This is a genomic window from Streptomyces katrae (assembly GCF_000717655.1).
Classification (GTDB): domain Bacteria; phylum Actinomycetota; class Actinomycetes; order Streptomycetales; family Streptomycetaceae; genus Streptomyces; species Streptomyces katrae_B.
The window spans coordinates 50,928-74,134 of record NZ_JNZY01000002.1 but is presented as its reverse complement, the minus strand read 5'-3'; the positions used below and the strand labels follow the sequence as shown (position 1 = coordinate 74,134).

Here is a 23,207-nt window from a genome sequence, read left to right as displayed (position 1 = left end):
CTCACACCTGGAGCCCGGCCGTGAGCAGGTCGACGAAGCCGACCTCCTCCTTCGCCACACCGAAGACCTCGGCGCGCAGCATGGTGCGCTCGGCCCAGGCCCGGTGGGGCTTCACTTCGTTCATCTTGTTTGTGTAGGCGGAGCGCATGACTCCGCCGCCGCCGCGCTCGGGGCGCAGGATGTCCTGGGCGTCGCTGAACTCTTCGTGGGAGACCACCGACAGTGCGTGGACGGGCGTGACGTGGGCGGGGTGGATGCAGGTCTTGCCGAGGAGTCCGTTGGCCCGGTCGAGCTCGATCTCGCGCAGCAGCCCGTCGAGGTCGTGCTCGATGAGGGTGGTGCGCAGTTCCTCGGCCCCTTCCTCGAGGAAGGGGCTGCGGCGCAGCTGGGGCTTGAAGAGGCGCTGCTGGCTGCGGAAGTACTCCCAGACGGGTCCGGTCACGGTGAAGCCGGTGCCGTCGGCGCGGCTGAGCACGTTCACCACGTCGGCGATCACTCCGGCGACGATCTGGACGTCGTAGGCGGTCATGTCCGGGGTGCGGCGCAGTCCGTAGACCGAGCAGAAGTCGGTGACGCCGAGGCGCAGGGCCAGGACGCGCTCGCGGTACCGGTTGACGGTGCGGGAGATGCCCGCGAGGGCTTCGACGCGGGTTTCGAGGTGGAGGAGGTCGGGGGTCTCCAGGACGGGCATCGCGTACAGCGGGTGCTGTCCGTTGTCCGCCTCGGCCTGGGCCACGGCGTCGAGGAAGGCGGTTCCGCGGTTCTCGGTGAACTTGGGGAGTACGAATCCGGCCAGTCTTCGTGCGGAGCCGCCGAGGCGGCGCACGAGGTCGGGTATCTGCTCGGGGGTGCGGACCCGGATGAAGAGGAGCGGGAGCTCCCCGCCCTCGGCGTCGAGGGCGGCGAACTGCCGGACGAGGTTGTCCTCGGCGCCCGCGACCTCGGCGTCGCTGATGGAATCCTCCAGGCAGAGGACCATGGAGACGACTCCGCGGCCGGCCTGCTTGTGGACGTCCCCGGCGAGGTGGGGGCGGGTGGCGGGGCTGTAGAGGGTGGCTCCGAGGGCGGCGGCGAGAATGCGGGCGGGCGAGGCTGCGGTGAACTCGGCCGGCTCCTGGTGGAAGAGGTCCTTACGGACGGTGGGCGATACGTGCCCAAAGTGACGCATGTGCTTCCCCCGTACTGCCTCGGCGGCCCAACTGGCATGGCCGGTAATAGTACGTACGAATATGAGTCAAGAGTTCCTCAAGCACATGAAGTTCAGGTAACCCTCTTGCACCATGCCCAGGACTTTCGTCCGGGACAAGGCCCTGCGGGGGGCCGCGTTGTTCCGCGCCGCCCCGGGAGGGCAGGATGACGGGCATGACGCACGCGATGCAGAAGGGCTCGAACATCCCGGTGACCGCCGTGGCGGTCCGGGCGGTGCTGCGCTGGACCGGCGGCCCCGAGGTGCCGGACGTCGATGCCTCGGCGCTGCTCGTGGGCCCGGACGGGCGGGTGCGCTCGGACGAGGACTTCGTGTTCTACAACCAGCCCCGCCATCCCTCGGGGTCCGTCTGGCGGCTCGGCAAGAAGCAGCTCGGCGACGGGATCACCGATGCCGTGCAGGCGGACCTGCGCGCGGTGCCGCCGGTCGTGGACCGGGTCCTGGTGGTGGCCTCGGCCGAGGACGTGCCGTTCGAGCGGGTCCGGGACCTGCGGATCCTGCTGTACGACGCCACGGCGACCGGCGGCTCCGAGCCGCTGGCCCACTTCGATGTACGGCCCGAGACCGGCGCCGAGACGGCCCTGATCTGCGGGGAGCTGTACCGCCGGGGCGACGGGTGGAAGTTCCGCGCGCTGGGCGAGGGCTACTCGAACGGCCTCGTCGGACTGGCGACCGACCACGGGATCTCCGTGGACGAGAACGCCGCCGAGGGCTCGTCCGGGTCCGCGGCCGCCGCCGGGCCGACCGCCGAGCAGACGGCCGCGATGCGCCCGCCGACCCCGCCGGCGCCACTGACGCAGGCCCCGCCGGCCGCGCAGCCGGCGTACGGGTACCCACAGCCGGTGTCCCCGGCCCCGGTGCCGGTGCCGGGCGGCGACCCGACGTTCCGGCTGCCGGTGCAGGGCCCGCAGTTCATCCGCCGCTGACGCCCCGCCTGACCGGGGCCCGCGCGGGGCCCCGTCAGGGACGCCCCGCCAGGGGTCCCGGTCAGGGGTCCCGCGGGGCCCGGTCACGCCTCCCGCTCAGGCCTTGGTGCTCTTGTAGCCCCGCCCCCACTGCAGGCCCCACCCGTACAGCCGGTCCAGCTCGGCCTGGAACCCGTACACGAACTTCACCTCGCGCCGCACGATCAGCTCGCCCTTCACGTGCTCCAGGGTGAGCACCGCACAGGAGCGGGCCTGCGGCTGCCGCTCCTCCAGCGGGATCTCGATCCGCGGCCCGGTGATCGGGTACAGGGTGACCATGGCGTGCGTCCGGTCGAAGGCCGGGGTCTGGTCGTAGATGTAGACGAACACCAGCAGCCGCTTGATCTCGTCGGCGTGGTCGAGGTTGACGAAGACCGTCTCCCCGGAGGGCGCCCCGAACCGGTCGTCGCCGCTGAGCTTCACGTACGGCGGGCTGTTGATGTCGCCGTGGAGGTTGCCCAGGGGCTGCACGACGCCCCGGGTGCCGTCGGCCAGCTCGTAGAGGCAGCCGAGGTCCAGGTCGACGTTGACCATGCCCTGGGTGTGCGCCTGCACCATGTCGGGCTTGAACAGCTTGAACGGGTGGCGCAGGAGCCGGCCGCCCTCGCCTCCGCCGCGGCCGCCGATGTCCGAGCTGCGCATGCGCCAGGACAGGTTGACCCGGAGGTTGCCGTGGACCGCCCCCTGTTTGGTGAGCGACACCGTCGGATGCCGCTTGGTCAGCTCGATCGCCGCCGAGGCGCCGCCCGAGTCGAACTGCAGGGCCCGGCTGCCCCTGATCCCGTCGAAGAATCCCATTCCCCTACCCCCCTCGTGCTGTGCGGACAGCGCTTTTCGGACAGCGTGGCCTGTACGCGGACGGGGCGGCCGGGAAGGTCCGCAGACCAGCCCGGCCGCCCCGCAGATGGAGCGTTCCGCATTACCGCCGTGATCATGCCTCGGCGGCGGAACCCTCCAGTTCCAACCGCTTGTTGCGGCGCACCGAGGACCAGAAGGACCAGGCGATGAGCAGCACGCCGACGAGGCCGGTGATGACCTCGTGGATCTCGTACTGGATGGTGACGAGCAGGATCACGGCGAGCGCGCCGATGGCGTAGTGCGCGCCGTGCTCGAGGTAGACGTAGTCGTCGAGGGTGCCCTGGCGGACCAGGTAGACCGTGAGCGACCGGACGTACATGGCACCGATGCCGAGGCCGAGGGCCATCAGCACGATGTCGTTGGTGATGGCGAAGGCGCCGATGACCCCGTCGAAGGAGAAGGAGGCGTCGAGGACTTCGAGGTAGAGGAACATGAAGAAGGCGGCCTTGCCGGCCATGGCGACGGCCGAGACGGGCTTGCCGCTCTTCTTGGCCGCTTCCTCCGCTTCGTGCTCGGCCTCTTCCTCTTCTTCGAGGCGGTTCTCGAAGTAGCCCGAGAGCCCGCCGACGACCATGTAGGTGATCAGACCGGCGATGCCGGAGACCAGGACGGTCTGCGCCTTGTCCACGTGGGCCCCGCCGTGCTGGTGGGCGTGGGCGGCGAAGGTCATGGACGTGATCAGCAGGGCGATCAGCGCGATGCACGCCGACAGCATGTCGATCTTGCCGAGCTTGGCGAGCGGGCGTTCGAGCCACGCGAGCCACTTGATGTCCCGGTCCTCGAAGATGAAGTCGAGGAAGATCATCAGGAGGAACATGCCGCCGAAGGCCGCGATCGCCGGGTGGGCGTCCGTGACCAGCTGCTCGTACATGTCCTTGTCGTTCAGCGCCAGGTCGACGGCCTCGATGGGGCCGATGCCGGCGGTGACCGCGACGATCACGACGGGGAAGACCAGGCGCATGCCGAACACGGCGATGAGCACGCCGACCGTGAGGAAGATCTTCTGCCAGAAGGCATTCATCTTCTTCAGGATTCCGGCGTTGACCACCGCATTGTCGAAGGACAGCGAGATCTCAAGGATGGACAGGATCGCGACGATCCCGAATCCGGTCCACCCCCCGTAGAACACCGCTGCGACCAGACCGAGCGCAGTGACTGCGAACGACCAGCCGAAGGTTTTGAGAACCACTGGCACCCCATCGTCTTGTACGGCTTTACGAAACGTTGACCCCGAAGTCTAGAGCGATGCCCCGGAGCCCCGACGCGTACCCCTGCCCCACTGCGCGGAACTTCCATTCGCCGCCGTACCGGTAGACCTCGCCGAAGATCATTGCGGTCTCGCTCGAGGCGTCCTCGGTGAGGTCGTAGCGGGCCAGTTCCTGGCCGTCCGATTCGTTCACCACGCGAATGAAGGCGTTGCTGACCTGGCCGAAGCTCTGGCGGCGGGCCTCCGCCTCGTGGATCGAGACCGGAAAGACGATCTTGTCGACCTCGACCGGCACCTTGGTCAGGTCGATGAGGATCGACTCGTCGTCGCCCTCGCCCTCGCCGGTGAGGTTGTCCCCCGTGTGTTCGACGGAGCCCTCGGGGCTCTTCAGGTTGTTGTAGAAGACGAAGTACGCGTCCCCCAGGACCCGGCCGTCGCGGCACAGCAGCGCGCTGGCGTCGAGGTCGAAATCGGCCCCCGTGGTCGAGCGCGCGTCCCAACCGAGACCGACCAGGACCCGGGTGAGGTTCGGTGCGGCCTTGGAGAGGGAGACGTTGCCCCCCTTGGCGAGTGTGACGCCCATGTTGTGGTCCTCCCCGGACGACGTGGTGATCGCGGCGCGCCCGCATGGCGGGCCGGCGTTGAGTCCCGGCCGGTGAGCTCGGCCGGTGGATCGTTGCAAAGCACGTCCGGCGCCGTACACACAGTGCACGGCGCCGGACGGGTGACTGCTGGCAGGCTCAGACGTTGACGCCGAAGTCCTGGGCGATGCCGCGCAGGCCGGAGGCGTAGCCCTGGCCGATGGCGCGGAACTTCCACTCCGCACCGTTGCGGTACAGCTCGCCGAAGACCATGGCGGTCTCGGTCGAGGCGTCCTCGGAGAGGTCGTAGCGGGCGAGCTCGGAGTTGTCGGCCTGGTTCACCACGCGGATGTACGCGTTGCGGACCTGGCCGAAGCTCTGCTGGCGGCTCTCGGCCTCGTAGATCGAGACCGGGAAGACGATCTTGGCGACATCGGCCGGGACGCCGGCCAGGTTCACCTTGATGGCCTCGTCGTCGCCCTCGCCCTCACCGGTGGTGTTGTCACCGGTGTGCTCGACCGAGCCGTCCGGGCTCTTCAGGTTGTTGAAGAACACGAAGTTCGAGTCGTTGGCGACCTTGCCCTGGTCGTTGGTCAGGATCGCGCTGGCGTCGAGGTCGAAGTCGACGCCGGTGGTGGTGCGAGCGTCCCAGCCCAGACCGACGATGACCGCCGTCAGATTCGGCGCGGCCTTGGTCAGCGAGACGTTTCCGCCCTTGCTGAGGCTGACTCCCACGGGTCCTCCATTGGGTTCATGTGTGGGGCGGTGCCCCGTCGTGCGGTTTCTACCGGGATCAACGTTTCGATCCTAGTGACGGGTTCCCGCCTGCCGGCGTCTTTCCCGGTGAACAGTTCCCGGAACCCGCTGGAAGTGCACCAAGTGCCCGGGGTCCCCGACGGGGCCCCGAGCCCGGCCCGGGGCCGGCTCAGAGGCTGTCGAGGGCCTTGATGTACTCGTTCAGGTCACGCGCGTCGGGCAGGCCGTTGACGACGGTCCAGCGCACGATGCCGTCCTTGTCGATGATGAAGGTGCCGCGGACCGCGCAGCCCTTCTCCTCGTCGAAGACGCCGTACGCGCGGGAGGTCTCGCCGTGCGGCCAGAAGTCCGACAGCAGCGGGTAGTCCAGGTTCTCCTGCTCGCCGAAGACCCGCAGGGTCGGCACGGAGTCGTTGGAGACCGCGAGGAGCTGGACGTCATCGTTCTGGAACCGCGGCAGCTGGTCGCGCAGCTCGCACAGCTCGCCGGTGCAGACCCCCGTGAAGGCGAACGGGTAGAAGAGCAGCACCACGGCCTTCTCCCCCCGGAAGTCGGAGAGCCGCACGGTCGCGCCGTGGTTGTCCTTGAGCTCGAAGTCCGGGGCCTTGCTGCCGACCTCGATCGCCATCTCTCGCATCCCTTCGTTCCTGCATCCCTGCATTGGGCTGTTCGGGTGGGTCCAGCCTATGGGGATCAGGGGCCCGGAACGCACGCACCCCGCCGACCGGGTGGGAATCCGGCCGACGGGGTGCGTGTCCGCTTGGCTGCGGGGCGCGGCTCAGCGCTTGGACTTGGCGGCCTTCGGCGTCACCAGCTTGGTGGAGGTCCACTCCTTGCCGACGGGCAGACCCTTGGCAAGCGAAAGGCCGGCGGTCGTGGCGGCCTCGCTGATGTCGCTGGCCTCGACGAAGCCGTCACGGCCCGTCTTGGGGGTCAGCAGCAGGATCAGTGCGCCTTCCTCGACCAGCTCGGTCGCGTCGACCAGGGTGTCCGTCAGATCGCCGTCCTCGTCGCGGAACCACAGCAACACCGCGTCGGCGACGTCGTCGTAGTCCTCGTCGGCGAGCTCGCTGACGAGCTTCTCGACGGTGTCACGGAAATCCTGATCGACGTCCTCGTCGTAGCCGATCTCCTGGACCACCTGTTCGGACTGGAAACCCAGCCGGGCGGCCAGGCTCTCCGCGTGGTCCGCGGTCGCGCTCACGGGGTGCCTCCTGCTCATGTTCGGTGAATGTCTTCGGCGGCGCGCGTACGCGCAGCATTGGGCGTAGTCCACACGGGCGCGGCGGATCGCGCAAGTACCCTGCCGCCGAGACCGTCGAAACGGTGACGATTACGGCCGTCTCGCCGCAACTTTCAGCCTTCCCGTGCGCACGTCTGGTGATTCATCCCACACCATTCCAGGTCATTCGGCATCATCGGCGACTCCGGAGGGCTTTCCTACCTGTTTGAGGGACGAACGGGCTTCCGAACCAGCTGATCATCTTGAGCGTAAGGTTGCGATTCGGCCGGACCGGCCGCCGACGGCGCCCCGAATCGCCGCGACTCCGGTGATTACCCAGCGGTACAGGTGACGATTCCGACCGAGAGTAAGACGATGGGAGGCGGCGAAACCCCATGGCACGACTCCCCTGACAGCGAAGGAACAGCGTGGCTTCCGCATCCGATCGCAATCCGATCATCATTGGCGGCCTGCCGAGCCAGGTCCCGGACTTCGATCCGGAGGAGACGCAGGAGTGGCTCGACTCCCTGGACGCCGCCGTCGACGAGCGGGGCCGTGAGCGCGCCCGCTACCTGATGCTGCGGCTGATCGAGCGGGCCCGCGAGAAGCGCGTGGCCGTACCCGAGATGCGCAGCTCGGACTACGTCAACACGATCGCCACCAAGGACGAGCCCTTCTTCCCCGGCAACGAGGAGATCGAGCGCAAGGTCCTGAACGCCACCCGGTGGAACGCGGCCGTCATGGTCTCGCGCGCCCAGCGTCCCGGGATCGGCGTCGGCGGCCACATCGCCACGTTCGCCTCCTCCGCCTCCCTCTACGACGTGGGCTTCAACCACTTCTTCCGGGGCAAGGACGAGGGCGACGGCGGCGACCAGATCTTCTTCCAGGGCCACGCCTCGCCCGGCATCTACGCGCGCGCCTACCTCCTGGACCGGCTCTCCGAGCAGCAGCTCGACGCCTTCCGGCAGGAGAAGTCGAAGGCCCCGTACGGCCTGTCCAGCTACCCGCACCCGCGGCTGATGCCGGACTTCTGGGAGTTCCCGACCGTCTCGATGGGCCTCGGCCCGCTCGGCGCGATCTACCAGGCCCGGATGAACCGGTACATGGAGGCGCGCGGGATCGCCGACACCTCCAAGTCACACGTTTGGGCGTACCTCGGCGACGGCGAGATGGACGAGCCGGAGTCGCTCGGCCAGCTGTCGATCGCGGCGCGCGAGGGCCTGGACAACCTGACCTTCGTCGTGAACTGCAACCTGCAGCGGCTCGACGGCCCGGTGCGCGGCAACGGCAAGATCATCCAGGAGCTGGAGTCGCAGTTCCGCGGTGCCGGCTGGAACGTCATCAAGCTGATCTGGGACCGCTCCTGGGACCCGCTGCTCGCGCAGGACCGCGACGGCATCCTGGTCAACCGGATGAACTCGACGCCGGACGGCCAGTTCCAGACGTACGCCACCGAGACGGGCGCGTACATCCGCGAGCACTTCTTCGGCGACGACCAGCGGCTGCGGGCGATGGTCGAGAACATGAGCGACCAGCAGCTGCTGCACCTGGGCCGCGGCGGCCACGACCACAAGAAGATCTACGCGGCGTACGCGGCGGCCAAGGCCCACAAGGGCCAACCGACGGTGATCCTGGCGCAGACGGTCAAGGGCTGGACGCTCGGCCCGAACTTCGAGGGCCGCAACGCGACGCACCAGATGAAGAAGCTGACGGTCGACGACCTCAAGCGCTTCCGCGACCGTCTGCACATCCCGATCACGGACGCGCAGCTGGAGGGCGGCGCGCCGCCGTACTACCACCCGGGCCGCAATTCGCCGGAGATCCAGTACATGCACGACCGCCGCAGCTCGCTGGGCGGCTACGTGCCGACCCGTGTGGTGCGCGCGAAGCCGCTGCAGCTGCCGGACGACAAGGCGTACGCGGCGGCCAAGAAGGGCTCGGGCCAGCAGTCGATCGCCACGACCATGGCGTTCGTGCGCATCCTGAAGGACCTGATGCGGGACAAGGAGATCGGCAGGCGCTTCGTGCTGATCGCCCCGGACGAGTACCGCACGTTCGGCATGGACGCGTTCTTCCCGAGCGCCAAGATCTACAACCCGCTGGGCCAGCAGTACGAGGCGGTCGACCGCGACCTTCTGCTCGCGTACAAGGAGTCGCCGACCGGCCAGATGCTGCACGACGGCATCTCGGAGGCGGGCTGCACGGCCTCGCTGATCGCCGCGGGTTCGGCCTACGCGACGCACGGCGAGCCGCTGATCCCGGTCTACGTCTTCTACTCGATGTTCGGTTTCCAGCGCACGGGTGACCAGTTCTGGCAGATGGCCGACCAGCTGGCGCGCGGTTTCGTCCTGGGTGCGACCGCCGGCCGGACCACCCTGACGGGTGAGGGCCTGCAGCACGCCGACGGTCACTCCCAGCTGCTGGCGTCGACGAACCCGGGCTGCGTGGCTTACGACCCGGCGTACGGGTACGAGATCGCGCACATCGTCCAGGACGGCCTGCGCCGCATGTACGGGCCCGAGGCCGAGGACGTCTTCTACTACCTGACCGTCTACAACGAGCCGATCCAGCACCCGGCCGAGCCGGCCGGTGTCGACGTGGAGGGGATCCTCAAGGGCATCCACCGGGTGTCCACGGGCTCGGCGGGCTCCATCGGGGCGCAGATCATGGCCTCGGGCGTGGCGGTGCCGTGGGCGCTGGAGGCCCAGCGGATCCTGGCCGAGGAGTGGAACGTCCGGGCGGACGTCTGGTCGGCGACCTCCTGGAACGAGCTGCGCCGCGACGCCGTCGAGGTGGAGGAGCACAACCTGCTCCACCCGGAGGAGGAGCAGCGCGTCCCGTACGTGACGCGGAAGCTGTCGGGTGCGGAGGGGCCGTTCGTGGCGGTCTCGGACTGGATGCGGTCCGTCCCGGACCAGATCTCGCGGTGGGTGCCCGGCGCCTACACCTCGCTGGGTGCGGACGGCTTCGGCTTCGCGGACACGCGGGGCGCGGCCCGGCGCTTCTTCCACATCGACGGGCCGGGGCGCGGGAGTGCGCCCCGGCCCGCCGCCGTTGCCCCGGTCACTGCGGCCCTGCGCGGGTCCGTGCGGCCCGTCAGGCTTTACCTGTTCCTTACGATGCTCTGTATGAAGCAACCCTCCCGCCAGCTGCGGTGGGAGCGGCGGAGCCAGACCCCGCTGCTCGTGCTAGCCATCGCTTTCGCCGTCGCGTACGCCGTCCCGATCGTGGTCCCCGACGCGGACCACCGGGTGCACCGGGCGTGCACGCTCACCGAGTGGGTGGTGTGGGGGGCGTTCGCCGCCGACTACCTGATGCGGCTGGGCCTGTCGACGGCGAAGAAGGCGTTCGTCCGGACCCACTGGCTGGACCTGGTCGCGGTGCTGCTGCCGATGCTCCAGCCGCTGCGGCTGCTGCGGCTGGTGTCCACGCTGCTGCTGGTGGGCCGGCGGGCCCGGATGGCCCCGCAGATCCGGCTGACCACGTACGTGGCGGGGGCGGTGGTCGGGCTGCTGATGTTCGGCTCGCTCGCCGTGCTGAGCGTGGAGCGGGACGCGCCCGACGGCAACATCAAGAACCTGGGCGATGCCGTGTGGTGGAGCTTCACCACCATGACGACCGTCGGGTACGGGGACCACTCCCCCACCACCGGGCTCGGCCGGGTGCTCGCGGTGGGGCTGATGCTGTCGGGGATCGCCCTGCTCGGTGTGGTCACCGCCAACATCGCGGCCTGGTTCATCTCCCGCTTCGACCGCGACGACCGGGTGGAGCGGGCGCAGACCGCCGCGATCGCCGAACTGGCCGCGGAGGTACGGGCGCTGCGCGCCGAGATCGGTCGCCTCGGCGGAACGGTCGCCCCGGGCGCGGGGACCACTCCGGGCGCGGGGGCCACTCCGGGCGCGGGGGCCGACGTACCGGCCCATGTGCCCGAAGCGGCCCCGGCGGCGCACTAGCGTTCCCACACCTTGAAGGCCCGGACCAGGTAGAGCGATTGGGGCAGCTGGACCCCGTCGCCCGGGTAGGTCTGGAACTCGCCGGTCTCGGCACACACGGCCGACTGGTAGGTGGTCACCGGCCGTCCGGTGCGGTTGACCAGCGACTGGGCGCTGGTCCCGGCGGGCAGTGCCGTACAGCTGTTGATGTCCATGGTGCTCAGCTCGTGGGCATGGCGGGTGCCCTTGAACTCCGGCTTCGCCCACAGGCACAGCTGCCCGGTGGCGCAGGCGGGGGCCTTGCCCGGCGGCGGGCCGGCGGCGTGTGCGGTGCCTGCCGTGCTCGGGACGAACGCGGCGAGGGCCAGGAAGGCCGCGGCGAGGACGGTGGTGGACCGTGCGGGTGAACTCGTACGCATGACAGGTCAACTCCTTGTGGACCGGGGCTCCCCGGACCGGTTCCGGGGCGCCTCGGACCCCACGCTGACCTGCGAGGACGGCCGGGCGGAAGGGGCCGTGGGCGGGTCCACCCTGATAGGCGACGGCCCCGCCGCAGCCGTCCCGCGGGGCTCTCGTACGCACCTGGTTGACGCGGGTGCGGTGGCCTGCGGCGAGCGGGGCGGCTCTGCCCGCTCCCGGTTGTCCCCGATCGGGCTGCCGGCCGGGACGGCGGTGGCGGCCACGGCCCTCACCAACGGGTTAACGGACAGTGGCCGCCGGGTCCGTCACGGGTAACCTGACCGCTCACTCGGCGTCGGATTCGGCATGCGCAGCATGCGGGAAGGACACCTCCGGTGATGACCGACGAGCGGCCGGTCCCGGCGCGCGGGCTTCGCGAACGCAAGAAGCGGCGCACCCGGGACGCGCTGGTGCGCGCCGCCCTCCTCCTGTTCGTCGAGCAGGGGTACGAGCGCACCACCGTCGACGAGATCACCGACGTCGTGGACGTCTCCCAGCGGACCTTCTTCCGGTACTTCGCCAACAAGGAGGAGGTGGCCTTCGCCGTCCAGGACCTGGTCGAGTCGCACTTCGTCGCCGCGCTGCGCTCCCGGCCGCCCGCCGAGGGCCCCCTCGAGGCGCTGCGGGGCGCCGTGCTCGGCGCCTGGGACACCCTCGACGAGGCGCTCTGCGGCGTGGTCCCCGTCGACCTCTACATGCGGACGTACCGGCTCATCGAGTCGACCCCGGCGCTGCTCGCCGTCCACCTGCGCCGCTCGACCGGGCTGGAGGAACGCATCGCCCGGCTGATCGCCGAGCGCGAGGGCCTGGACGTGGACACCGACCCGCGGCCCCGGCTGGCGGTCGCCGCGTTCTACGGAGTGATGAGGGTCACCGGCCGCCTGTGGGGGCGGGGAGAGGACGCCAGCGTGGCCTCGATCCGGCGGATGACCGAGGCCTGCCTTGACCAGATCGGCCCGGCGCTTGCCGCCGACTGGCGCTGAACCTCCGTAGGGGGTCCCACGGTCGGCCGTGAACCCGGTCACCCCGGGCGCCGTGCCCGGATCCGGTCTCCTACGCTGGTCCCAGTGAACCTGCCCGGCCTCGCCCACTCCACCGCCTTCGCCGCCGACCCGCGCCCCGCCGCCCTGCGCACCCTGCTCGCGCTCGCGGTGGTCTTCATCATGCTGGCGACCACCGGCTGGACCGCCGTGCACCGGCCCGACGCCGGGACCTCCCTGCGCGCCGCCGCCCTCGCCTCCTGGTCCACGGCCCGCATCGACGGCCGGCCGGTGCCGGCCGCCGACGCCCCCGTACGGACGGTCGCCCGGTTCTTCGCCGAGCTCGACGGCTCCCAGCGGGCCCGGCTCGCCGAGGGGTACCCCCTGGTCGTCGGCAACCTCGACGGGGCGCCCGCCGCGCTGCGCTACCGGGCCAACCTGCGCGGCCTGGAGCAGGCCGCGCGCGTGGACGAGGCCCGCAGCCGGGACGTCCGCCTGACCCCGGCCGACCGCGCCACGGCCGGCCGCCGCTCCCACCGCTTCGCCTCCCTGGCCGAGCCGGGCCGGCAGATCCTCGCCTTCGACCCCACCGGCGGCGGCCGCGTCGCAGAGGTGTTCGGCGACCTCGACCGGGCCGGCCGGATCTCGGTGGTCGTCCCCGGAGTGGACACCGACGTGCTCACCTTCGAGCGCACGCAGCGCCGTCTCATCGCACCCGTCGGCATGGCGCAGTCGCTGTACGAGGCCCAGCGCGCGGCGGCTCCCGACAGCCGGACCGCGGTCATCGCCTGGGCCGGCTACACCGCGCCCACCGGGGTCGGCATGGACGCGGCGACCGGCCGGATGGCGGTGGACGGGGCCGTGCGGCTGGAGTCGCTGGCCGCTGCGCTGCCCGGCGATGCGAGCGTGGCGCTGTTCTGCCACAGCTACGGCTCGGTGGTGTGCGGGGTCGCCGCGCACGCCCTGCCGGAACGGGTGACGGACGTGGTGGTGGCGGGCAGTCCCGGGATGCGCGCGGGCTCGGTGGCCGAACTGCACACGTCGGCGCGGGTGTGGGCGACGCGGGACGCCGGGGACTGGATCGCGGACGTACCGCACCTGGAGGTCGGCGGGGTCGGCCACGGGGCGGACCCGGTGTCGCCGGACTTCGGATCGCGCCTGCTGTCGTCGGCCGGGGCGAAGCTCCACACCGGCTATTTCGAGCCAGGTACCGGATCCCTGGACAACTTCGCCAAAATCGGAACCGGTACGTTCACTTCCGTTGTGTGCGCGACCGGCGACGATGCGTGCCGCCGTGGAATTTCCGGGACAGACGGGGACTGACACGTGTAGAGCCTCGGAAAACGGGCTCTGCGCCGAGGGGGACGCGCAGGGGTACGTCCCCTTACGATGTGCCGCATGGGTGACGTACTGGCCGGAAACCATGCCGTCTGGGAGTTCGACTCGGACTCGGTGCTCATCCGCTTCGCACGGGGGATAAGAACGCCGAGGACTCCGAGACTCCTTCATGCCCTCGGGGCGCGGCGGATCCCCTTCGAGGCGTTGTCGGGGGTGACCGTGAACACGACCGGGTCCGGGGGGAAACGGGACGCGGTGGTCCTGCACGCCGTGCCGCGGACGGGCGCGGATCCGCTGATGGAGGCCGCCGCGGGGCAGTTGCGGGCGGCCTGCGACCCGTACCGGCTGGTGCTGCCGGCGGACCGGGCCGCGCAGGCGGCCGAGTTCGCGGACGCCGTACGGGCCCGGCTGGGTCCGGATGCGGCCGATCCGGCGGAACGTTTCCTTGTCCCGGTGCCGCAGCCGCCGCTGCAGCTGAAGGCGTACGACGCGCGGCTGGGCTTCGACGGCTCGGCCGTCACGTTCCACTGGTCGCGTACGGGCGCCACCAGCACCAAGTGGAAGGCGGGCGACCAGCGTTACCCGCTGTCCGCGCTGACCGGCGTCGAGTGGAGCTCGCCGGAGAAGCCGGGCGGCCACCTGCGGCTGCTCCTGCGGGACAGCACCGGAGAACCGAGGCCCGACCACGACCTGGCGGCCGCGGTGTTCGGCGTCGGATACGGGGCGGTGCACGAGTCGCTGCCGTTCGCGGCGGCCGTCCTCGCCGCCCTGCGCGGCCGCACCCCGGTGGCCTCGGTCCCGGCGGCCCGCACGGACGAACGCCTGCACCACCTGGGCGAGCTGTACAGCGCGGGCCTGCTGACGGACGCGGAGTACGCGGCCCTGCGCGACCGCTTCGCCGCCGACGCCTGACCTCCGCCGGGCCCGGCGCCGGTTGCCCCGGCGCGGGGCCCGGCGCGGTCGCGCCGACTAGTTCTCGCGGGCCGCCGAGGTCGAGCTCATGTCCGGATAGCGGTCGCCCGCGACCTGGGCGGCGATCGGCTCCAGCAGGGCCAGCTCCGCCGGCGTCAGGATGATCCGGGTCGCCGCGGTGTTCTCCGCGAGGCGGCCCGGCTTGCGGGTGCCGGGAATCGGGACCACCGTCAGCCCGTGCACCTGCGCCTGCTGGTGCACCCAGGCCAGCGCGATCTGCCCCGGGGTCGCCCCGTGCGCCTGCGCGATCCGGCGCACCGGCTCCAGCAGCGCCGCGTTGGCCTTGGCGTTGTCGCCGGTGAAGCGGGGCTGGGAGGCCCGGAAGTCGCCGGCCGACAGCTCCGCCGCGTCCGCGAACGCCCCGGTCAGGAAGCCGCGCCCGAGCGGCGAGTACGGCACGAAGGCCACGCCCAGCTCCGCCGCCGCACCCACCGCACTGCGCTCCACGTCCCGGCTGAACAGCGACCACTCCGACTGGAGCGCCGCGATCGGGTGCACCGCGTACGCCTCGCGCAGCTCGGCGCCGGTGACCTCGCTGAGCCCCAGGTGGCGCACCTTCCCCTCCTGTACCAGCTCGGCCATCGCGCCCACCGACTCGGCGAACGGCACGGCCGGGTCGCGCCGGTGCATGTAGTAGAGGTCGATCACCTCGGTCCGCAGCCGCCGCAGGCTGTCCTCCACGGCCCGGCGGATGTACGCGCGGTCGTTGCGGATGGCCCGGTACTGCGGGTCGTCGGTGCGCTCGACGGCGAACTTGGTGGCGAGGGTGATCCCGTCCCGGTGCGCGGCCACGAACGGCGCGAGGAACTCCTCGTTGCGGCCGCGCCCGTAGACGTCCGCGGTGTCGAAGAGGGTGACCCCGGCGGCCAGGGCCGCGTCCAGGGTCTCGCGGGCCGCCGCCTCGTCGGTGTCCCCGTAGAACTCGCTCATGCCCATGCAGCCGAGGCCCTGGACACCGACCCGCGGGCCGCCCTTGCCGAGTTCGGCCTGCTCGATGGTGTGGTCCTGCGTCATTGCTCGTTCGCCTTCCCCGCGGTCGTGACCGTGCCTGCGGCCGTGGAATACATGCCGATCTTGAAGTCCAGTACGGCGAGCGCGTCGGTCAGCTCCGTGATGCGCGTGCGCACCTCGCGCCGCGTCCGCTCCAGCAGTTCGCGGCGCCGGTCGACGGTGTGCTCGCCCTCGCGCACGAGTTCCGCGTAGCGGACCATGTCGGCCACCGACATCCCGGTGGCGCGCAGCTTGCCCACGAAGGCCAGCCAGTGGAGGTCCTTGTCGGTGAACCGGCGCTGTCCCGAGTGGGAGCGGTCCACGTGCGGCATCAGGCCGATCCGCTCGTACCAGCGCAGGGTGTGCTGGGTCAGACCGGTCCGGGCCTCTACCTCGCTGATCGTGTACCGCGTCTGCGTCAGGCTCATGGCGACCACGCTAAAACCTTGGAGTGCACTCCAAGCAAGTAGGCTCGGTCGCATGGAGAGCGTGGAAACCCTGCAGAGTCTGCGGATCATCGAGAACTGGCCGGTTCCGACCGCCGCGGCGGCCGTCGTACGCGCCGACGGGAGCCTGGCCGGCGCGCACGGGCCCGTCGATCACCGCTTCGCGCTGGCCTCGGTGACCAAGCCGCTCGCCGCGTACGCCGCACTCGTCGCGTACGAGGAGGGGGCGATCGAGCTGGACGAGCCTGCCGGACCCGAGGGCTCGACGGTCCGTCACCTGCTCGCGCACACCAGCGGGCTGGCCTTCGACGAGCACCGCGCGATGGCCGCGCCCGGCACGCGCCGGCTGTACTCGAACGCCGGTTTCGAGGTGCTCGGCGACCACATCACCAAGGCCACCGGAATCCCCTTCGCGCAGTACGTGCACCAGGCGGTGTTCGAGCCGCTCGGCATGGCGTCGACGACGCTGGAGGGCTCGCCCGCCAAGGACGGCGTCTCGACCGTCTCCGACCTGGTCCGCTTCGCCGCGGAGCTCCAGGCGCCCCGGCTGCTCGACGTCCGTACGGTCGCCGAGGCCACCTCCGTGGTCCACCCGGGCCTCAAGGGCGTGCTCCCGGGGTACGGGATCCAGTCCCCCAACGACTGGGGGCTCGGCCTGGAGATCCGGGACGGCAAGGCCCCGCACTGGACGGGCGCCTCGTCCTCGCCGCGCACCTTCGGCCACTTCGGGCAGGCCGGCACCTTCCTGTGGGTGGACCCCGACGCGCGCGCCGCGTGTGTGGCGCTGGCCGACCGCGCGTTCGGCCCGTGGGCCGTGGAGGCCTGGCCCCCGTTCACCGACGCGGTCCTCGCCGAGCTCGCCGGGAGGTGAGGCGGGACGCTGCTTTGACGGCACCCCCTAGGGCAGTTCCCAGATCAGCAGCTCGCCCGGGGACCCGGCGACGATCTCCAGGCCCTGTTCGCCGGTGATCCGCGCCGCGTCCCCGGGTCCGAGCTCTTCCCCGTCCAGGCGCAGGTCCCCGTGGACCACGTGCAGGTAGACCCGCTCCGCCGCCGGCAAGGTGACCCGCTCGCCCGCGCCGGGCCTGCGCACGTGCAGGACGGCGCCGGCCGCGGGGACCTCGTACGGGGTGCCGTCGGAGATCCCGCGGACGAGCGTGTACGAGGGCTCCCCGCCGGAGGCGAGGGGCGCGAGCCACATCTGCACGAAGCGCAGCGGCACCGCGCCGTCGTTGCGCTCGATGTGCCGGGCGCCGGTTCCGGCGCGGAGGTGCTGCACGTCGCCGGGCCGGACCAGGGTGCTCTCGCCGGTGCTGCCCTTGTGCGTGAGCTCACCCTGGACGACCCAGGTCACGATCTCGGTGTGACGGTGCGGGTGCTCGTCGAAGCCGGCCCCCGGGGCGAGGGTCTCCTCGTTGCAGGCCAGGACCGGTCCGAAGCGCACGTTGTCCGGGTCGTAGAACCGGCCGAAGGAGAAGGCGTGCAAGGTGGTGATCCCGCTGTCCGGATCCCCGCCTCCGTACCGGTCGGCCCCGCGGCGTACGTCAATCATGGGGTCACGGTAGCCCCCCGGCGGAACGCAGCCGTGGGACCGGACTCCGCGCCGCCGTCCCGATAAGGCAGTCTTGTCCCGTGCCCCAAGCCGAACGTGAGCATTCCCCCGCGCATCCCGCTCCCGCCCATCCGCACGCCGCGACGCTGCGTCGACTGGAGAAGTCCTCCGGCCGGCTCGCCGCCAACGCGATCGCCCGCATGGACGAGACCCTGCCGTGGTACCGGGCGATGCCCCCGGAGAACCGGTCCTGGATCGGCCTGGTCGCCCAGGCCGGCATTGCCGCGTTCACGGAGTGGTTCCGGCACCCGGAGACCCCGCAGGCGATCTCGACGGACGTCTTCGGGACGGCTCCGCGCGAGCTGACCCGGGCGATCACGCTGCGCCAGACCGTGGAGATGGTCCGTACGACGATCGAGGTCATGGAGGCCGCGATCGAGGAGGTCGCGGCCCCGGGCGACGAGTCGATCCTGCGCGAGGCGCTGCTGGTGTACGCCCGGGAGATCGCGTTCGCGACGGCCCAGGTGTACGCGCAGGCCGCCGAGGCGCGGGGGGCGTGGGACGCCCGCCTGGAGTCCCTCGTCGTGAACGCGGTGCTGTCCGGCGAGGCCGACGAGGGCGCGCTGTCGCGGGCCGCGGCGCTCGGCTGGAACTCGCCGGAGCACGTGTGCGTGGTGCTGGGCACCGCGCCGGAGGGCGACAGCGAGCTGACGGTCGAGGCGATCCGGCGCGCGGCCCGGCACCACAAGCTGCAGGTCCTCACCGGTGTGCTCGGTGACCGCCTGGTCGTGATCGCGGGCGGCAGCGACAACCCGATCCAGGTGGCGAAGTCGCTGATCGGGCCTTTCGCGGCGGGTCCGGTGGTGGCCGGTCCGGTGGTTCCGGACCTGCTGAACGCCACCAAGTCGGCGCAGGCCGCGGCCGCCGGGCTGAAGGCGTGCACGGCCTGGCAGGACGCCCCTCGGCCGGTGCTCGCGGACGATCTCCTGCCCGAGCGAGCGATCGCGTCGGATCCCTCCGCCCGGGAGCAGTTGGTGGAGGAGATCTACAGACCGCTGGAAGAGGCGGGGTCGGCGCTGCTGGAGACGCTGAGCGTGTATCTGGAACAGGCGAGCAGCCTGGAAGGGGCCGCACGGATGTTGTTCGTACACCCGAACACGGTGCGCTACCGGCTCCGACGTGTGACCGACGTCACCGGCTGGTCACCGTCCGATGTCCGCTCCGCGTTCACGCTGCGGATCGCCTTGATCCTCGGGCGTCTGGCCGACGGCGATCAGCAGTCCTAGACTTTTGTCGGACATCAACAATTACCCCGACGGTTCTTCGTCCCTGTCCCCACGGGCGGGCGGGACCATCCACAAGAGAGAGTGTGAGGGTGCTCGTACTCGTCGCTCCCGGCCAAGGCGCACAGACGCCCGGCTTCCTGACTCCCTGGCTCGACCTTCCCGGCGCCGCTGACCGCGTCGCCGAGTGGTCCGACGCCATCGGGCTCGACCTTGCCCATTACGGCACGAAGGCCGACGCGGACGAGATCCGCGACACGGCGGTGGCCCAGCCCCTGCTGGTGGCCGCCGGTCTCCTGTCCGCTTCCGCGCTCGGCGCCCGTACGGCCTTCGGCGCCGTCGCGGGCCACAGCGTCGGCGAGATCACCGCCGCCGCGTACGCCGGTGTGCTGTCCGAGGTGGACGCGCTGTCGTTCGTACGGACCCGCGGCCTGGCCATGGCCGAGGCCGCCGCCGTCACCGAGACGGGCATGGCCGCGGTGCTCGGCGGCGACCAGGACGTGGTCGTCGCGCACCTGGAGAAGCTGGGGCTGACCCCGGCCAACATCAACGGTGCCGGCCAGATCGCGGCCGCGGGCACGATGGAGCAGATCGAGGCCCTGGTGGCCGACAAGCCCGAGGGCTCCATGAAGGTCGTCGCCCTCAAGGTCGCGGGCGCCTTCCACACGCACCACATGGCTCCTGCGGTCGCCACGCTGGAGAAGGCCGCGCAGGCCCTCACCCCGGCCGACCCGGAGCTGACGTACGTCTCGAACAAGGACGGCCACGTCGTCACCGCGGGCGCCGACGTCGTCGCCCGCCTGGTCGGCCAGGTCGCGAACCCGGTCCGCTGGGACCTGTGCATGGAGCGGTTCCGCGAGCTGGGCGTCACCGGGATCATCGAGCTCAGCCCGGGTGGCACTCTGACGGGTCTGGCCAAGCGCGCGCTCAAGGGTGTGCCGAACGTGGCCCTGAAGACGCCGGACGATCTCGAGAAGGCCGCGGCACTCGTTGCCGAGCACGCGGCCTGAGAGAAGGAGCCCACACAGCATGTCGAAGATCAAGCCTGCCAAGGGCTCCCCGTACGCCCGCATCCTCGGCGTCGGCGGCTACCGCCCGACCCGCGTGGTCTCCAACGAGGTCATCCTCGAGACGATCGACTCGTCCGACGAGTGGATCCGCTCCCGCTCCGGCATCGCGACCCGGCACTGGGCCTCGCCGCAGGAGACGGTCGCCGCGATGTCGGTGGAGGCCGCCGGCAAGGCGCTGGCCGATGCGGGCGTCTCGCCGGAGCAGATCGGTGCCGTGATCGTCTCGACGGTCTCGCACTTCAAGCAGACCCCGGCCGTCGCGACCGAGATCGCGCACCGGGTCGGAGCGGTCAAGCCCGCCGCGTTCGACATCTCCGCGGGCTGCGCCGGCTTCGGGTACGGACTGACCCTCGCCAAGGGCCTCGTGGTGGAAGGTTCCGCCCAGTACGTCCTCGTCATCGGCGTGGAGCGGCTGTCGGACCTGACCGACCTGGAGGACCGCGCGACGGCCTTCCTGTTCGGCGACGGCGCCGGCGCCGTGATCGTCGGCCCCTCGGACGAGCCGGCCATAGGCCCCACGGTGTGGGGTTCGGAGGGCGACAAGTCCGAGACGATCAAGCAGACCGTGCCGTGGGACGAGTACCTCGGCAAGGACGGCGGCGAGAAGTTCCCGGCCATCACGCAGGAGGGCCAGGCGGTCTTCCGCTGGGCCGTCTTCGAGATGGCCAAGGTGGCCCAGCAGGCGCTCGACGCGGCCGGGATCACCGCGGAGGACCTGGACGTCTTCATCCCGCACCAGGCAAACATGCGGATCATCGACTCGATGGTGAAGACTCTGAAGCTGCCGGAGCACGTCACGGTCGCCCGTGACGTGGAGACCACCGGCAACACGTCGGCCGCCTCGATCCCGCTCGCTATGGAGCGGCTCCTGGCGACCGGAGCGGCGAAGAGCGGCGACACCGCGCTCGTCATCGGCTTCGGGGCGGGACTCGTCTACGCCGCGACGGTCGTTACCCTCCCCTAGGGCCCGGGATCCACATCCCGGGCCTGCTTCACCCAGTTAGCTATAGAAGGAGCGCCACATGGCCGCCACGCAGGAAGAGATCATCGAGGGTCTCGCGGAGATCGTCAACGAGATCGCCGGCATCCCCGTCGAGGACGTCGAGTCGGAGAAGTCCTTCACCGACGACCTGGACGTCGACTCGCTCTCCATGGTCGAGGTCGTCGTCGCCGCCGAAGAGCGCTTCGACGTCAAGATCCCGGACGAGGACGTCAAGAACCTCAAGACGGTCGGCGACGCCGCGGACTACATCCTGAAGCACCAGGCCTGAGCCTGACGAGCGTTTGTCGCCACCTGGCGGTGGCGCCGTGACAATTCAGCACCCCCTGAGACGTGGAGAAAGAATTCCTGTGAGCCCGACCAATCGCACCGTGGTCGTCACCGGTATCGGCGCAACCACTCCGCTGGGTGGCGACAGCGCTTCGACCTGGGAAGGTCTGCTCGCCGGTCGTTCCGGCGTCAAGCCCCTCGAGGGCGAGCGCTTCGCCGAACTCCCGGTCCGTATCGCCGCCCCGGTCGCCGTGGACCCGAGCGAGGTCCTGCCGCGCCCGCTGGCCCGCAAGCTGGACCGGTCGGCCCAGTTCGCCGTCATCGCCGCCCGTGAGGCCTGGGCCGATGCCGGCTACACCGCCCCGGCGGGCGAGGACGCGGCCATCGCGCCCGAACGCCTGGGCACCGTGATCGCCTCCGGTATCGGCGGCGTCACCACCCTGCTCGACCAGTACGACGTACTGAAGGAAAAGGGTGTGCGCCGGGTCTCCCCGCACACCGTCCCCATGCTCATGCCGAACGGCCCGTCGGCCAACGTCGGCCTGGAGGTCAACGCCCAGGCGGGCGTGCACACTCCGGTCAGCGCGTGCGCCTCGGGCGCCGAGGCCATCGGCTACGCCGTCGAGATGATCCGTACCGGCCGCGCCGACGTGGTCGTCGCGGGCGGCACCGAGGCGGCGATCCACCCGCTGCCGATCGCCGCGTTCGCCAACATGATGGCGATGTCCAAGAACAACGAGAACCCCCAGCAGGCCTCCCGCCCCTACGACAAGGCCCGCGACGGCTTCGTCCTCGGCGAGGGCGCGGGCGTCGTCGTCCTGGAGTCCGCCGAGCACGCCGCCGCGCGCGGCGCCCGGGTCTACTGCGAGGTGCTGGGCCAGGGCCTGTCCGCGGACAGCCACCACATCGCGCAGCCGGAGCCGACCGGCCGCGGTGTCGCGGCCGCGGTGCAGAACCTGCTCGACAACACGGGTCTCGACCCGGCCGAGCTGGTCCACCTCAACGCGCACGCCACGTCCACCCCGCAGGGTGACACGGCCGAGCTGAAGGCCCTGCGCAAGGTCCTGGGCGACGACCTCGACCACATCGCGATCTCCGCGACCAAGTCGATGACCGGTCACCTGCTGGGCGGCGCCGGCGGTATCGAGACCGTCGCGACCGTGCTCGCGCTGTACCACCGGATCGCCCCGGCGACCATCAACGTCGACGAGCTCGACGAGGACATCGACGCGGACATCGTCGTCGGCGAGCCGCGCAAGCTGCCGGCCGACGGCCCGATCTCCGCGATCAACAACTCGTTCGGCTTCGGCGGCCACAACGTGACGCTCGCGTTCCGTACTGTTTAGTGCGCCTGAACCGGCGCCGCTCTCGCGGACGTGGTTGCTCGCCGCGGGACTTCTTCCATTGATGGTTGCGGTGTTCGTCGTTTCGAACACCGCAACCGCCGCAGCGCCATGACGAAGGCCCACCCGGGATCCCGGGTGGGCCTTCGTCATGGCGCTGCGGCTAGACCACCTGGTGGAGCCAGCGGACCGGGGCGCCCTCGCCCGCGTAGCGGAAGGGCTCCAGCTCGTCGTCCCAGGGCTTGCCGAGCAGTCTGGCGATCTCCGCCTCCAGGTCGGTCTCGCCGCGCGCGGACCGCGCGAGGGCGGCGCGCAGCCGGTCCTCGGGGATCAGGATGTCGCCGTGCATGCCGGTGACGGCGTGGAAGATGCCGAGCTCCGGGGTGGAGCTGTAGCGCTCGCCCTCGGCGGTCGGGCAGGGTTCCGCGGTCACCTCGAAGCGCAGCAGGTGCCAGCCGCGCAGCGCGGAGGCGAGCTTCGACGCGGTGCCCGCTTCGGCCTGCCAGGAGAACTCGGCTCTCCAGGTGCCGGGGGCGGCGGGCTGCCTGATCCAGTCGAGGTTCACCCGCACCCCGAGCACGCCCGCAACAGCCCATTCCACGTGCGGGCAGAGCGCGCGCGGTGCGGAATGGACGTACAGAACTCCACGTGTCGTCACCGGGACCTCCAGTGTGGGACGAGGTCGGGAATAAACTCCAGAAAACGGACAGTATGTGACGTGATGTAATGTAACGGAAATTATTTGACAATGCGCTACGGGACCTGCGGCCGAAACG

General features: G+C 70.8%; 24 protein-coding genes and 1 pseudogene. 13 read left to right on the top strand and 12 right to left on the bottom strand.

From position 1 onward, the window contains the following. Position 1: 1 nt before the first annotated feature. Positions 2 to 1,168, bottom strand: a complete 1,167-nt coding sequence (locus IF09_RS0102540; RefSeq protein ID WP_030291438.1) for an HpcH/HpaI aldolase/citrate lyase family protein — start codon at positions 1,166 to 1,168, stop codon at positions 2 to 4. A gap of 194 nt (positions 1,169 to 1,362) precedes the next feature. Here IF09_RS0102540 and IF09_RS0102535 point away from each other — a divergent pair, with 194 nt between their 5' ends. After that, the gene (locus IF09_RS0102535; RefSeq protein WP_030291437.1) at positions 1,363 to 2,133 is read left to right on the top strand and encodes a TerD family protein; all 771 of its coding nucleotides are present in this window, start codon (positions 1,363 to 1,365) and stop codon (positions 2,131 to 2,133) included. A 96-nt stretch (positions 2,134 to 2,229) separates the two neighbouring features. Here IF09_RS0102535 and IF09_RS0102530 read toward each other — a convergent pair whose 3' ends face one another. From IF09_RS0102530 to IF09_RS0102505, 6 genes are all read right to left on the bottom strand, one after another. Beyond that, positions 2,230 to 2,970, bottom strand: coding sequence for a TerD family protein (locus IF09_RS0102530; RefSeq protein WP_030291436.1), 741 nt, complete (start codon positions 2,968 to 2,970; stop codon positions 2,230 to 2,232). A 133-nt stretch (positions 2,971 to 3,103) separates the two neighbouring features. Beyond that, a complete protein-coding gene (locus tag IF09_RS0102525; protein WP_030291435.1) occupies positions 3,104 to 4,219 on the bottom strand; it encodes a DUF475 domain-containing protein in 1,116 nt (371 codons plus the stop codon). Between the two features lie 25 nt (positions 4,220 to 4,244). Further along, positions 4,245 to 4,820 (bottom strand): TerD family protein, encoded by a 576-nt coding sequence (locus tag IF09_RS0102520; protein ID WP_030291434.1) that lies wholly within the window; start codon positions 4,818 to 4,820, stop codon positions 4,245 to 4,247. Between the two features lie 157 nt (positions 4,821 to 4,977). After that, the gene (locus IF09_RS0102515) at positions 4,978 to 5,553 is read right to left on the bottom strand and encodes a TerD family protein (protein WP_030160471.1); all 576 of its coding nucleotides are present in this window, start codon (positions 5,551 to 5,553) and stop codon (positions 4,978 to 4,980) included. A 190-nt stretch (positions 5,554 to 5,743) separates the two neighbouring features. After that, complete coding sequence (locus tag IF09_RS0102510; protein ID WP_030291433.1) at positions 5,744 to 6,202, bottom strand: peroxiredoxin; 459 nt, start codon at positions 6,200 to 6,202, stop codon at positions 5,744 to 5,746. Between the two features lie 150 nt (positions 6,203 to 6,352). Continuing rightward, positions 6,353 to 6,778 (bottom strand): DUF3052 domain-containing protein, encoded by a 426-nt coding sequence (locus IF09_RS0102505; protein WP_030291432.1) that lies wholly within the window; start codon positions 6,776 to 6,778, stop codon positions 6,353 to 6,355. A gap of 446 nt (positions 6,779 to 7,224) precedes the next feature. On the opposite strand from IF09_RS0102505, the pseudogene aceE reads away from it, so the two are divergent. Together aceE and IF09_RS46710 are read left to right on the top strand one after the other, a co-directional pair. After that, positions 7,225 to 9,813 (top strand): annotated as a pseudogene (gene aceE, locus IF09_RS0102500) (pyruvate dehydrogenase (acetyl-transferring), homodimeric type); the annotation flags it as partial. 102 nt (positions 9,814 to 9,915) lie between these two features. Then, positions 9,916 to 10,749, top strand: a complete 834-nt coding sequence (locus tag IF09_RS46710; protein WP_324606836.1) for a potassium channel family protein — start codon at positions 9,916 to 9,918, stop codon at positions 10,747 to 10,749. Here the strand turns inward: IF09_RS46710 and IF09_RS0102495 are convergent. Further along, the gene (locus IF09_RS0102495) at positions 10,746 to 11,147 is read right to left on the bottom strand and encodes a peptidase inhibitor family I36 protein (RefSeq protein ID WP_030291430.1); all 402 of its coding nucleotides are present in this window, start codon (positions 11,145 to 11,147) and stop codon (positions 10,746 to 10,748) included. The genes IF09_RS46710 and IF09_RS0102495 overlap by 4 nt on opposite strands. Between IF09_RS0102495 and IF09_RS0102490 the strand changes: the two genes are divergently transcribed. The 4 genes from IF09_RS0102490 to IF09_RS0102475 all read left to right on the top strand — a co-directional run bounded on the left by IF09_RS0102490 (position 11,146) and on the right by IF09_RS0102475 (position 14,417). Next, a complete protein-coding gene (locus IF09_RS0102490; protein ID WP_030291429.1) occupies positions 11,146 to 11,463 on the top strand; it encodes a hypothetical protein in 318 nt (105 codons plus the stop codon). The two genes, IF09_RS0102495 and IF09_RS0102490, sit on opposite strands and share 2 nt — an antisense overlap. Positions 11,464 to 11,525: 62 nt before the next feature. Then, complete coding sequence (locus tag IF09_RS0102485; RefSeq protein ID WP_030291428.1) at positions 11,526 to 12,170, top strand: TetR/AcrR family transcriptional regulator; 645 nt, start codon at positions 11,526 to 11,528, stop codon at positions 12,168 to 12,170. A gap of 168 nt (positions 12,171 to 12,338) precedes the next feature. Then, positions 12,339 to 13,490, top strand: a complete 1,152-nt coding sequence (locus IF09_RS0102480; protein WP_037633905.1) for an alpha/beta hydrolase — start codon at positions 12,339 to 12,341, stop codon at positions 13,488 to 13,490. Between the two features lie 75 nt (positions 13,491 to 13,565). Beyond that, entirely contained in the window at positions 13,566 to 14,417 is an 852-nt protein-coding gene (locus tag IF09_RS0102475; protein WP_030291426.1) for a DUF4429 domain-containing protein, read from the top strand. 57 nt (positions 14,418 to 14,474) lie between these two features. On the opposite strand, the gene IF09_RS0102470 is transcribed toward IF09_RS0102475, so the two are convergent. Both IF09_RS0102470 and IF09_RS0102465 read right to left on the bottom strand, forming a co-directional pair. Continuing rightward, on the bottom strand, positions 14,475 to 15,491 hold the full coding sequence (locus IF09_RS0102470) for an aldo/keto reductase (RefSeq protein ID WP_030291425.1): 1,017 nt from the start codon (positions 15,489 to 15,491) through the stop codon (positions 14,475 to 14,477). Further along, a complete protein-coding gene (locus IF09_RS0102465) occupies positions 15,488 to 15,895 on the bottom strand; it encodes a MerR family transcriptional regulator (protein WP_234320870.1) in 408 nt (135 codons plus the stop codon). The genes IF09_RS0102470 and IF09_RS0102465 overlap by 4 nt, the downstream gene beginning before the upstream one ends. A gap of 70 nt (positions 15,896 to 15,965) precedes the next feature. Here IF09_RS0102465 and IF09_RS0102460 point away from each other — a divergent pair, with 70 nt between their 5' ends. Next, complete coding sequence (locus IF09_RS0102460; protein WP_030291423.1) at positions 15,966 to 16,784, top strand: serine hydrolase domain-containing protein; 819 nt, start codon at positions 15,966 to 15,968, stop codon at positions 16,782 to 16,784. 27 nt (positions 16,785 to 16,811) lie between these two features. On the opposite strand, the gene IF09_RS0102455 is transcribed toward IF09_RS0102460, so the two are convergent. Then, the gene (locus IF09_RS0102455) at positions 16,812 to 17,465 is read right to left on the bottom strand and encodes a pirin family protein (RefSeq protein WP_030291422.1); all 654 of its coding nucleotides are present in this window, start codon (positions 17,463 to 17,465) and stop codon (positions 16,812 to 16,814) included. 80 nt (positions 17,466 to 17,545) lie between these two features. Between IF09_RS0102455 and IF09_RS0102450 the strand changes: the two genes are divergently transcribed. The 5 genes from IF09_RS0102450 (at position 17,546) to fabF (ending at position 22,434) form a co-directional block, all read left to right on the top strand. Further along, a complete protein-coding gene (locus IF09_RS0102450; protein WP_030291420.1) occupies positions 17,546 to 18,751 on the top strand; it encodes a PucR family transcriptional regulator in 1,206 nt (401 codons plus the stop codon). Positions 18,752 to 18,840: 89 nt separating this feature from the next. Further along, positions 18,841 to 19,758, top strand: coding sequence for an ACP S-malonyltransferase (locus tag IF09_RS0102445; protein ID WP_030291419.1), 918 nt, complete (start codon positions 18,841 to 18,843; stop codon positions 19,756 to 19,758). A gap of 19 nt (positions 19,759 to 19,777) precedes the next feature. Next, positions 19,778 to 20,782: a ketoacyl-ACP synthase III gene (locus tag IF09_RS0102440; protein ID WP_030291418.1), complete on the top strand. Its 1,005-nt coding sequence runs from the start codon at positions 19,778 to 19,780 to the stop codon at positions 20,780 to 20,782. Positions 20,783 to 20,840: 58 nt separating this feature from the next. Next, positions 20,841 to 21,089, top strand: coding sequence for an acyl carrier protein (locus IF09_RS0102435; RefSeq protein WP_030291417.1), 249 nt, complete (start codon positions 20,841 to 20,843; stop codon positions 21,087 to 21,089). Positions 21,090 to 21,168: 79 nt separating this feature from the next. Next, on the top strand, positions 21,169 to 22,434 hold the full coding sequence (gene fabF / locus IF09_RS0102430) for a beta-ketoacyl-ACP synthase II (protein ID WP_030291416.1): 1,266 nt from the start codon (positions 21,169 to 21,171) through the stop codon (positions 22,432 to 22,434). 160 nt (positions 22,435 to 22,594) lie between these two features. On the opposite strand, the gene IF09_RS0102425 is transcribed toward fabF, so the two are convergent. Beyond that, a complete protein-coding gene (locus IF09_RS0102425) occupies positions 22,595 to 23,089 on the bottom strand; it encodes a DUF3145 domain-containing protein (protein ID WP_030291415.1) in 495 nt (164 codons plus the stop codon). Positions 23,090 to 23,207 lie beyond the last annotated feature (118 nt).